Annotated in this window: 5 protein-coding genes and 1 rRNA gene; 5 read left to right on the forward strand and 1 reads right to left on the reverse strand. The window is 37.2% G+C overall.

The window, feature by feature from the left end; genetic code table 11:
• The 5 genes from ACFIL8_RS05625 to rrf all read left to right on the forward strand — a co-directional run.
• Positions 1-807 (forward strand): autotransporter outer membrane beta-barrel domain-containing protein (locus tag ACFIL8_RS05625; RefSeq protein WP_375689097.1); only part of this gene is annotated, 807 nt, incomplete at its 5' end.
• Positions 808-1438: 631 nt separating this feature from the next.
• A complete protein-coding gene (locus tag ACFIL8_RS05630) occupies positions 1439-3787 on the forward strand; it encodes an autotransporter outer membrane beta-barrel domain-containing protein (protein ID WP_375678070.1) in 2349 nt (782 codons plus the stop codon).
• 140 nt (positions 3788-3927) lie between these two features.
• On the forward strand, positions 3928-5922 hold the full coding sequence (locus ACFIL8_RS05635) for an autotransporter outer membrane beta-barrel domain-containing protein (protein ID WP_375689099.1): 1995 nt from the start codon (positions 3928-3930) through the stop codon (positions 5920-5922).
• A 135-nt stretch (positions 5923-6057) separates the two neighbouring features.
• The gene (locus ACFIL8_RS05640; RefSeq protein WP_375689101.1) at positions 6058-9210 is read left to right on the forward strand and encodes an autotransporter outer membrane beta-barrel domain-containing protein; all 3153 of its coding nucleotides are present in this window, start codon (positions 6058-6060) and stop codon (positions 9208-9210) included.
• Positions 9211-10561: 1351 nt separating this feature from the next.
• Positions 10562-10676 (forward strand): 5S ribosomal RNA (rrf, locus tag ACFIL8_RS05645).
• A gap of 405 nt (positions 10677-11081) precedes the next feature.
• Here the strand turns inward: rrf and ACFIL8_RS05650 are convergent.
• A complete protein-coding gene (locus ACFIL8_RS05650) occupies positions 11082-11486 on the reverse strand; it encodes a flagellar protein FlgN (RefSeq protein ID WP_273790974.1) in 405 nt (134 codons plus the stop codon).
• Between the last annotated feature and the right edge of the window lie 1835 nt (positions 11487-13321).

Here is a 13321-nt window from a genome sequence, read left to right on the forward strand (position 1 = left end):
ACTTATGGAAATAAGATGACATTATCCTCTCACCGTACGCCATTACAATATGGCTATGGTGCCGATATTCACTATGCAGCTTTACAGGCAGGCATTACATTAGCAGCTCTAGAAGATCAAAATATGACCGCCAATTTCGGTCTTTTGGGGACATATGGGAAATTAGCTTTCACCCCTAAAGACATGGAAGGTGCTGACAAGAGTACACTCAATAAATGGTCAATTACTGCATATAGTGGGCTGCGCCATAATAATGGGATATACATCCATGCGCTCTTCTCCTATGGAATGCTCAAGGGAGATATCACCACAGCTCTCATAGGAAAGACTGCAGAATTGAAAAATGCTGATACATTCAGTGCATCAGCAACCATTGGACAAAAATTCGAAACCAGTAAGAAAGGATTGGTCTTTGAACCACAAGCACAACTTGTTTATCAACGCCTCATGCTTGGCACACTCTCAGATGTCGATGGCTTTGATGTGGATATGGGAAATCCTTATCAATACTTAGTGCGTGTTGGTGGACGCTTAACGCAAACGAAGCTTTCTATTGAAAACAGCGGTATTCTTTCTTTCTATGGTAAACTAAACGTTGTTAAAGCTTTTTCTAACAATGGTACAATACAGATTGGTGAACCATTCCACCTTGATTCTATAGGAGCTGCCCTTGAAGGTGGATTTGGTGTAAATGCACAATTATCACAAAATATCGCCCTTCATGCTGATGTTAACTATCAATATAAGCTTCAAAAAACTGGTATATCTGGAGCAAGCTTTTCAGGCGGAATACGCTATCAGTTTTAAGAAAACGCAAAAAACAATTTATATTCTATTCATTTTAATAAAAGGCAGTGCAAATGTGCTGCCTTTTTATAATCTATCGGAAAGAACCGTTAACAACTATTCTTTCTACCACCTTTCTTGAGCCAATTAATCTCACTCAAACCAAATGTAATAAAATCTGTTATCTCTAAATGAATACTGAATTCTCAAGAGAGCTGCCTTTTTGATTTATAAAAATCAAATGCTTTTAATAAAATTTTTTGTATTTTAAAACACATAATAAATAATTCTCTGTGTAAGAAAATCAATTAAAAGCTTTTTGTAAGCACACAACAACAGCTTCTCCAAAAATTTTGTAAAGTTTCCATAACAACAGCCTTAAGCAACAAACATCCTTGCAAAATATTTTGTTTCTTAACACTTTTAAACGGAATACTGATCAATCTAGCTTTTCTGCAATTCATAGTTTCTAACTGCAATCTCTATTTTAAAAGCTCTTCTAAAATCATTTTTTAAACGATAAAGAACACGACGCAATGTTTCGTTTTGTTATTTACAATAAAAACATAATGATATAGAAACTGTCTGGGTACTTGCGCCATCAGGGGAATGAAGTAAGCATCAAAGCATACCAAATACTAAAGGCATATCTATGTGTAAGAAATATATTTATAAGAAAAATTTTTTGTTATGTACAATTGCTGGAACTTTGATTTTTTCTCATTTCGGTTCAACTTATGCAAATACATCAGCTCCTACAATGGTTATGGCTCGTGCGGATAAAGCAGGAGAAGAAAAAAACTTTAATAACGTTTTTATCCGCAGCGCATATACAACAGTGGTTGCTGATGACAAAGCCTTTATCACCATTACAAATTCAACAATGCGTTCAGACTCAAATTTATTTACCGCAACAACAAGTGGACGTATTCATGCTAAAAAAACTGTAGGAAAATCAAATTCCCGTGGTTTAGAAATTTCAAACGGCATCATCCATATTGAAGATTCAATCATAAATGTTTCCGGACATCACAAAAGTCGTGGTATCCTTTTTGATTACATCCCAAGTTCCCAAGTAAAAGAGGGCGAAAAAGTTATCAATAAAGCAATTCTTACCAACACAAAACTTCTTGTTGAAAATGGTATTGGTATTCTAGGACCAGATTATGCAAAATCTGTTGCTGAGGTAGAACTTAAAAGTTCAGAAATTCGTTCTGATATATTATTAAAAAATAAAATCCCAGAAAACTCAAAAGATATCGATCCTCGCACTTTTATATTAAGCGCTGACAATTCGATTATAGAAGGACGAGCAAAGACTTTACCTCAAAATACAACGATTTTTACTCTCAACAATAACAGCAAGTGGTCCCTAAAGATTAGTCAATTTGAAGTAGACAAAGAATTTGACAGCTCTAAAGGATACTTGCTCACTGATATTAAACAACGTGCACAGTCTATTGTCTCAGTATTGAACCTTAATAATAGCTCTATTATATTTAATGCGCCGCATAAACTAGCAGACAATCAATATCAAACCTTGCATGTGGGAAAACAGCCAACAGCTGAAGCTGCGAAAGCAGAGCAAAACAGAAGCTCCGATGCAACAACGGTTTACAATGCATTGGGCAACGCAAGGATTTACTTTAATACCGAATGGAGTAATGGTCTTATAAAAGAACAACAAAAAACTGACCGTGTTCTCGTTCATGGTAATGTCTCAGGCACCACAACGATCTATTTCAACAATCTTTCAAAGCGTGCAGAACCATTCGATAATGATGAAGTTTCAATTCCTTTGAATGCGCGTGGTCTCTCACTTGTTCAGGTGTCTGGAAAAGCAGAGGAAGCCGCCTTCACGCTGGCAAATGGCTACACTACAATGGGTGGATTGCCCTATAAATATGTATTAAATGGCTATGGACCAACATCCAGCCGTGGGAGAGCTGACAAACAGCAAAGTCTCTTGCAAGAAAGTGAAGAGTTTTGGGATTTCCGTCTACAAAATGCGACTCTTGATGATGAAGGAAAAATCAAAGCTCTTGTTCCTCAAATGGCAAGCTATTTGGTTATGCATAATGCAATATTCTCCTCTGGCTTGGCTGATATAAACAATCAAAATACACTGTTAGATAATATGCACTCAACAGTTTTTGGATTAGAAGGTCATAAACAAAAAGGGATATTTTTATCGACTTATGGCAACAAGATGACGTTATCTTCCAGCCGTAGTCCATTGGAATATGGTTATGGTGCTAATGTTCACTATGCTGCTATACAAGCAGGCATGACATTAACAACGTTAGAAAATCAAAATATAACCGCGAATCTTGGTCTTTTAGGCACATATGGAAAGCTCGCTTTTACGCCAAAGGACATGGAAGGTTCTGACAAAAGCATACTGGATAAATGGTCCTTTACGGTATATGGGAATCTCCACCATGACAATGGTCTCTATATTAATGCACTTTTCTCCTACGGCATTTTAAACGGACATATTACAACAGCCCTTATCGGCAACACCACAGAATTAAACAATACGGATACATTAAATATATCAGCTACCGTTGGACAAAAACTAGCAACTGGTGTTGAAGGGCTGTCTTTTGAACCACAAGCACAACTTATTTATCAACATATTGCCTTTGGCACTCTTTCAGATATTGATGGCTTCCAAGTTAATATAAAGCCCCCTTATCAATGGTTGGTCCGTATTGGAGGGCGTTTAACAAAAACAATGCTTCCTATTGAAAAAGATCGTGTTCTTTCTTTTTATGGTAAATTGAATGTCATCAAAGCTTTTGGTGAGGAGCGCACTATCGATGTTATGGAATCTTTCCATCTCGATTCTATGGGCTCTTCCCTTGAAGGTGGGCTTGGCATTAACGCGCAGCTTTCTAAAAATATCGCACTTCATGCTGACGTTAATTACCAACATAAACTTCAAAAAGCTGGGTTCTCTGGAATTAATTTTTCCGGAGGAATGCGTTATCGCTTTTAGAAATCTTAGCTCTCTATTTTGACGCATAAGCAGCGCTGAGATGAAAACAGTGCTGCTTAACTACATTACAAAAAACCGTAATGTGTCAAAAAGTGGTTCATTTTTAGCAAAATAAAGAAAATATCTTAAGGAACATCTCTATGCATAAGAATCTTTTGTTATGTACAGCCGCTTGTGCTTTATTTTTTTCTTCTTTTAACTTCACATCTACCAGCACCGCCTCTGGTCTAAGCCCCCAGGAACGCCATGCCATTGAAGGGATTATGAAATTACCTGAACAATATCGCCATGCCATTGATTTAATAAACACACCAACACAAGCAGAAAAAAATCTTGAAAAGATAGCCTCTGGCGCCATGATGGAAGATAATGCGCACTTCAACCAAGCACTTGAAAATCATATGGATCGTGTAAGAGATACGATTAACAGCTCTTTTGCAGGTGCAGGTCGTTATGGTTCTGGTGCTCATATAAACGTGGTGAACCGTGAAATGGATAATATACGTGCCCAAGCCATGGCAAACAAACACCATCAAGATATGCAAATCATGATGCAAGCCAGAGCAAAACTTGAACAATTACGTCAGAATCGATTAAAAACAAGAGAAAATTTATTACGTGGCTACGACAAAGCAGTTTCCGATGCCGTAAAGGCGGCAGCAATCCTTGAAGCTGATAACCAACAGCGTGTTAATGCTGCACACCAACAATGGGTAAGCCAAGACAATCGTGATTGGCACAAACTGCAAAATACAGCAGAAATATTACATAAGGCGGCACAAGTGGATACTGCCTTACAAGGACAAAACAAGGAACTTTCCAATACTTTACGCAAAGCAGTATTAGAGACTTTGAACGCGGATGGAATAACCAACGTGGAGAGAAAAGAAAAAACATCCCCTCCTCCAAAGAGCACTTCATCCACAAGAACAAAGCATGGAATTACACGGCCTACAATAAATGAAAATTCGCAATCTGATATTGATCCCCAAACAAACACCACTTCCTCGGAATCAAAAACGACTCTTAATACATCAGAAAAAGCGCATATGAAATTGCTCCCAAAGGTTGGAAATACTGCTACCGCGGCTACAGAGAGCACCTCTAAACTTACAGATGATGATAAAGCAACTGCAACTTCTACTTCTCTTAATGGGACAGCAAAAAGCACAATTCTTACACCACAAGAAGAAAGCTCTTTAGTCATGCCTATCGCGATGTTTGCTGTCGGGTTTAGTGATGTCAACAATCAAAATATCTTGTTAGACAATATGCAAATAACAATGTTTGAGCCCAAAGATCATCCAGAAAGAGGCGTTTTCTTATCCTCTTATGGCAATAAAAGCACCTTTTCTTCCAAGGTTCAAGCAAAACAAGATGGTATCCAAGCAGATATTCGCTATGCTGCATTGCAAGCAGGAGCAACATTAATAGCGCTAAAAGATCAAAATATCAGCAGCAACTTTGGTCTTTTCGGAACATATGGGAAATTATCTTTTACTCCTAAAAACAAGGAGAGCTTTCAAAAAAATATGTTTGATAAATGGTCACTCACCGCATATGGAAATATTCAGCATGACAGTGGCATCTATGCAAGTGCATTTCTCTCTTATGGAGTTTTCAAAGAAAATCACGCTACAGCTCTCATCAAACATACCTCAAAAGTGAAGAATAGTAAAACATTAGGAGCCGCTGCAACTGTTGGTCAAAAACTGTCAACCAGTTTTGAAGGTGTAATCCTAGAACCGCAAGCACAACTTGTTTATCAACGTCTCATGCTTGGTTCTTTATCAGATAAGAGCTCTTTCTCAGATGACGATAACTCTAAATCAGATGGCGATAACTCTAAAATAGACATAAGCAAACCTCATCAATGGTTGCTCCGTATTGGTGGACGTTTGACACAAAACAAAGGCCATGCCCTTTCCTTCTACGGAAAACTGAACATGATCAAAACTTTTAGTGAAAACTTTTCGCTTGCTGCTATGGAATCTTTAATTGAAGGTGGTTTTGGTATTCAGGCGCACTTATCGCAAAATATAGAGCTTCATAGTGATATCAGCTATCAACATAAATTCAAAAAAGCTGGCATCTCTGCAATAAATATTGCCGCTGGAATGCGCTATCACTTTTAAAAATACTTGTATTCCTATCTTGAAATATAACGCGCTCTCATTATGTTTCGTTTTGTCTCTTACAAAAGAGACATAATGAGGCCAAAGTTTTATTTTTTATGAGAGAGGGGAGAAATATTTTAGGAATACATCCATATGAAAAAAAGCTTCTTACTATACACAGTTTCCGGAGTTCTGTTTTGTTCTTCCACCAGTATGTCTTATGCTATTCATAGTACAAATCCATCAACAACGATAGATTCTTCTTCTCTACAACCTGCTCGTGTCAAGTCACAAATAAATCTATCCGGAGTTTTTGATCCGTATAAAGATCTATATGATGGAATCGGACAAGTTATGCCATCATATCCATCTTCAACCCCTAATGGCCTCCTTCCCCCTACAGCACCTAGCTCCACAAGAACGAGCGCAAGCCCTATTTCTACAGGAAGTAAACTTACAACGCCTACTTCTACAAGCACTCTACCTCCCAAAACACAACTTGAAGGAAATTCAGCTGGAAATATAATTTCTTCTTCAAAACAAAACTCTGATCTTAGTCAAGGAAGTACACAAACACCAAAGACTAAAGTTACAGAAGGTGTACAATCTAACCCTACAACACAAAACACTCCTATTATACAATCTTCAACAACAGGAATGGAAGCAAAATCTAGAAGACGTTCAGGGGCGCCCTCCTCTTCTGCAGACTCTTCCAGCGAAAAAACACTATCGAATTCTGCTGTGTCTTCACAGCCAGAACCTACACAACCTTCACCGAATTTACAACCAGCACTTACAAAGTCTGAACCTACAAGAACGGAACCTACAAAACCAACAACAGAGCAAATACCAACATCTAATGAACCAGAACTCGCACAGCCAATATCTTTAAGAGTAGAAACTGAAAACCCAGCATTACTGGTACCACCAAGCTCTGCAAAACCAGCGCCAGTGCAATCTTCATCTGCACAAAAAATATCTGCAAAATCAGAGCTTGAAAAACCAATATCACCAACAAAACAACCTGAAAAGTCTACACAAATTGAGGATATAAGCTCTGGAGTTGAGGCTACAAACGGTAAGACCATAACGCTACATAACAAAAAAATTCAAGACAATGGTTTTGCTGTACATGCAGATGGAAATAATTCAAAAGTCAACATGATAGGAGGAACAGTTGATGCACGTTTTGTTGCACTAAGCGTATCAGATGGTGGAGAAATTGATGCTACAGGTATTACTGCAACAGCAGAAACAGCTGGTTTGCTAAACATGAGGGGCACAATCAAACTTAAGGATTCAAGCGTACACGTCACGGGAAATTATGAAGCAGACGGTATTATTTTCCGCAATAATCAATACTATACCCCTAGAAAACGATATACACGCAATGCTGAAAGGAATAACAATGTCGTTCAAGAACAAGCTATTCCTAATAAAGATAAAGTAATCCTAGAGAATACAAAGCTTTTTGTTGAACATGGTAGCGGTATCAACCTTTATGGAACAGGCGTAGACGGAGAAGTCAACCTTAAAAATTCAGAAGTCCATGCCGATATTTTATTAAAAAATATCAAGAACGAAAGTGCCTCCACAAACACTATTACATTAGTTTCAGACCACTCTTCTTTAGAAGGTCGGGTAAGAACTTCTAAAGATAATAGAACAGTTTTTGATCTAAAAGAGGGGACGAAATGGCTTTTAAAGGCGAATAAAAATGCCACAAATAATGATAATATTTTAAATGACTATAGACAGTTTGGTGTTGATGAAAAATCATACTCTAATCTTTCTGAATTGCACCTTACAAACAGCGCCATTATGTTTGACAAGCCCATTGAGGGACATTATCAAACTCTGTTTATAGGACCTAATCTTTCGCAAGAAGACGAAACGACCCACACAGCAGCGGTTTATAGTACAACAGGTGTTGCAGAAATTTATGTAAACACTCAATGGGATAAACATTCTCCTATCACGGAGCAACAGACTGATCGCATTGTGATTAATGGTGATGTCTCAGGGAGTACTGTTGTTCACATCAATCTCCAAGAAACAGATAAAAAAATAACCGATAGCTCTGCTGTTTGGGAAGAGACGATGGCTTCACTTCCTTTAGGGACACATGGGATTTCAATCATTCAAGTTTCCGGACAAGCAAATGAAAATTCCTTCACGTTAGCAGGAAACTATATGACAATAGGGAAACAACCTTATAAGTATGTACTTACAGGCTATAAACCTGGAACATCTCATGAGAGCCAAAATCTTTTTGGTAAAAACAGTAATTTCTGGGATTTTCGCTTACAGAATGCCTACATTGATAAGGATAAAAAGGTTCGAGCCCTTTTACCACAGGTAGCAAACTATTTAACCATATCTAATACTTTGTTTTCTGCTGGATTTACTGATGTAAACAATCAAAACACGTTGTTAGACAATATGCGCACAACAGTATTTGGGGCAAAAGACAATAAAAAAAATGGTATCTTTTTCTCTTCCTATGGCGAGAAAGTCACCTTATCTTCCAACCGCGATCCATTACATTATGGCTATGGTGCTGATGTAAACTATACTGCTTTACAACTAGGTGTCATATTAGCCGCCTTGGAAGGTAAAGACATAAGCACACATTTTGGTCTTTTAGGAACATACGGAAAACTTGCCTTTACGCCAAAAAAGATGCAAGATTCTGAAAAGACAACTCTTGATAAATGGTCTCTTGCCGCTTACAGCAGCATCCAACATAGCAATGGTATATATCTAAACACACTTCTTTCTTACGGAACCTTAAAAGGAAATATTACCACAGCTCTTGTTGGGAATGCCGCCAAATTGGATGGTACCGAGATGCTTAATATATCTGCAACCATTGGTCAGAAATTAGCAACCAATACAAAAGGGCTGGTCTTTGAACCACAAGCTCAATTCATTTATCAAAATCTCATGTTTGATATTTTCTCAGATACCAATGGCTTAAAAGTAGACATGGGCAATCCACATCAATGGTTGATCCGTTTTGGTGGACGTTTAACAAAAACGATAATGGCTGTTGAAGAAAACAAGGCTGTTTCCTTCTATGGTAAAATGAATGTTATCAGAACTTTTGGCGATGGTAAAACAATAAAAATTGCTGATACCTTTCATGTTGATCCTACCGGCTCTTCAGTTGAGGGAGGCATGGGGGTGAATGCATATCTTTCTCAAAATATCGTACTAAACGCCGATATCAGCTATCGGCAAAAACTGCAAAAAGCCGGTGTATCTGGCACCAATTTGTCTGGCGGAATACGTTATCGTTTCTAAAGCAGAAGTTAATTTTAACTTAAATAAAAAAGGCAGCACAAAGTGCTGCTTTTTTATTTAAATTTATATATTTTTTAATTCTCAAAAATCATTATCACATCAAAGAAGATTTTGACTTATAATATTTCTTTTGCATATTGAATAAAAAACTAAATACCATAACATTCTCTCATCAAAATACCCCATGCATAAAATTTTATGTCTTATATTATCACCACACCTCAAGCGATGATGTTTTTACAGCACAACAGAATAAGCATTTATGCCGATTTAAAAAAAGTCAGCCCCTTCTTCGCTGTGGACGCTCCATTTATTTTAGATGATGTACATTTAATATACCTGCTATAAAGACTAGTATCTGGTATAAATTCTTAAAGGCAAGTTTTTCCTCTAAAATCTCAATGCTACAGCAGCTCCATTATAAGACAAGATATTGATTTATAAAGACAATTAATTGTTTTCCATGTTAAATGAGAATCCAGAATATCGTCAGATTCTTTCATTTTAGACCTGTTCCATGTTGAATCAACAAAAACCATATCTCTTACAAGTGACAAGGGGGAAGAGCCATAGGGATAAAAAACTATTAAGAAAGGATTAAAAATGCCTCTAATGAACTATCTCAAGTGCCAAGGGCTGTAGCAACATTGGGATCAAACAAAGAATATGACAGTGTTGAAAAATATAACAATATCAACTTGCTCTTTTATTAAGCATAAAGATGGTCGCGCCCTATAGATTTTATATTATTTCCATGGGAACTTTCTTATTATACCATTCACAAGCACCGTTGCATCAAAGATGTCGTTGCGCCGCCCCACAAACACCATCACGAAATAGACTTGAGAGCTTAGATATCTCTTTAAAACAAGGCCGTGAATTAGGAATAACAAATCCATTCTATTTTGAGTATTTTGTCGTGCATGAAGGACATGCCCGCAGTAAAAAACACAATAAAAAAAGCGTGAAACAATGCGGAATCTTCATTATTTAACAGATAGTGCTTTAGATACTTTTGAAAGACATAAAGCTAAATTAAAGAACGGCGGAACAGAGGGAAGCTGATTTCTACCTCTTTATTCTTTCCCAATGAGATTGCCTCCCCATTTCAAATATTACGCCAACAAAGATATACGCACTATATCCACTCAGATCTGGATGCTCTCTCCAATCTGACATACAAAAACTAAAAACAGCAGAAGGAAATAATAAACCGCTTTAATTTTTATCTCAAGCATATAGATTTAAACAACGAACCGCGTCATATCACCACACTTTAAAGGACAATATTTCCATGAAGCTTATAGGCAATATTCATCACATACTCTTCATCATTCATGCTTTTTGCTGACTTGGTGGTTATGGCGGAGTGAACGCACCAGATCCCATCCCGAACTCGGCCGTGAAACACTCCAGCGCTGATAGTACTTTGCCTTAAAGCAAGGAAGAGTAAGTCGCCGCCAGATCTGCTAAATGCAAGCAAAAGACTCAATTATAAACCTTACATTACCACAGCCCCAAGGAAGCTGTTTTTAAGGCATCACAGGCTGGTCTAAATATTCTCTTGATCGCGCCTCTCCCTAAACTAAAAAATGAAGCTCCCTACTGACTTAGTCTGCAAACAATTCTCTGTAAATAATCCGCCTTCTCTGAATTCTCTTCTAGCCAGCTTCTCACCGCATGCGGTTCACATCACGACACCTTAAAAGACATTGTTTTAAGAACAGCGTTTTACAGTACATCAGGATAATAATTTAAATACCAAAATGCACTTAAAACACGTCTACTCACTAAACGCACTATTTATCCAAATCAACTGCCCTACCTAATCATTGTCATGACTTAGAACAGCCCGTATTAAGCAGATTTGATCATTCCTCTATTTCTTTTGCACGTCCAGATAGTTGTATAGCTCTAGAAAGATCATTAACTGCATTTAAATGTGTTTGAAGTAATTCACTATTACGCTGTAATTTTTCTTGTAAATCAGACAACAAACTTTCAACCTCATGCTCAATATCTTGATTCATATAGCGCTTCACATCACTCATGGATTTATTAAGATCACGCAAACCACGTATTTTACGCAAATTTATTTCTTCGTAATCTGGAACACCACTGCTCTCTAGCATATTGCTTTCATAATCAACAACTTGAGCTAATCCTTTAACAGCAGCAACAAATTTTGTCATCGCCCAATCACGATCAATAAGGTTGTTATCAAGAACTTTTGCTTTTGCCGCAAAACTATCATCACCATATTGCACTACAGACATTTTTACTTCCCCTTCAACACTATTGTTCAATCTTACTTTCAAATGAGGGAGACTAAACAGGTTCTCTTCAATGCTGATACACTCAACCAAGCTCGTGGTGCAAACATTGCTCAAACAACAGCACGACAATCCTTCAAAGCGTATACCACTTCAACTTTCAACGCGTTCTCTCAAATATTTTTCTTGCTTTGCTCCAAAACCATCATTGCGGCTATACTAGTCCATAAAAACGCTATAGACTTAAACCTTACAGCAATATCGAAACTTCCATATTTGCTCTGTCTATTTCGCCTTGCCGATTTTATCTTTGCCGATTTTATCACGAGCTCATCTTCAACAGAAAATAACAATGCTTTCACGAGAACTTCAGCCACAAAAAATATCTGCCGACAAAAAACCGCAGTCTATCTTGCAGCATATAAAGACGTAAGCCCATTAAAAATTTCAGCATTTTACTGATAGAAGCACTTTACCCTCCATAACCTTATGGCTCTCTCTGCACTTAAACTTGTATACCTTCCAGCGCCCCATAAGATGGCGCCCAACAAGATCAGTTTGCACCCATTCAAAAGGACACCCCCTCTCCCATGCTCTTTCTGCACACATGCAGTATTTCGCATAAAACACAAAAAGAATGTTCTTTTGAACAGATCAGCCATACAGCAATATAAAAAAAGACATCTTCAAATAGCTAAACAGCCATCAATCTTCCTTTTTTAAATTATCATTCGCTTTTCTTTGCAATGAACGACTATATAAGATTTTTTGAACCTTTTCAAGAGTTTCTTAGCCAATCAGTTCGATACGTCTTCAATCGCATATTTACGCGCTTGTTTTAAAGAAATATCTCTTAAGTGCACCCAAGCCTATTTCGCACCGCGGCCCATCAATGGTATAATGATAAATCTTCCATGACATGTATAAAATCCATTGAGCACTTTCCATCTTTACGCTTAATAAAAGAAGCAAGCCAGCACCATCACATATTTTTCTAACCCCTTATGTTCTGATACCCTTGGCACTTGAGACGGTTCATAAAGCATGGCCTTTCTTGTACAATTTCTCTGCGCATGGGAGCTCCCTGCTTGTAACTGCAAAAGACGTTGTTTTGGTTAATTCACCACGAAACAGATTTGGATGGCCTTTCTTGTACAATTTCTCTGCGCATGGGAGCTCCCTGCTTGTAACTGCAAAAGACGTTGTTTTGGTTAATTCACCACGAAACAGATTTGGAATGAAAAAATTTCCAGTATTAAGGAATCTAATTCAAGTTGAATAACGATAGATTATCATCTATAAATCAAAATATTATCCAATGCATAATGCTTAACGCTCCCCCCATTGATATTTTCAGAATTTTCACAGCATCTTCTTACAGATTATTTCATTCCATAACACAGTTTGCTCTTAATATCGCGACTTTACATGTGCTACTGGTATAAAAACAGAGAAACAATCATTTTATAATCAAGGTACAATTTTTGTTTACGATCTTTCTCTCGTTTTCAACCTTTTAAATGCAGCTCTTCTCTTTCATAATCATCACATTTCAAATCTATTCCATGTTGAATAAATTAAAATCACTTGCTTGCACATCACAAACAACGCCCTGATGTGTTGATAAAATACGCTGAAAGAAAAAGACTTCTTATGAACCTTAGCAAATGCCAAGAACTATAATAAACATTGGAAGCAAGCGTACGATGATTGTGACTTGCTCTTTCATAAGTATAAAGATGATAGCATTTTATAGATTTTTATATTATTCAAAGTTTATATTATTTCATGAGAGCTTTACTGTTATACTATTCACATTTACCGTTATACCATTTACG

The sequence above is a fragment of the Bartonella sp. AP57NXGY genome (genome assembly GCF_042195805.1).
Classification (GTDB): domain Bacteria; phylum Pseudomonadota; class Alphaproteobacteria; order Rhizobiales; family Rhizobiaceae; genus Bartonella.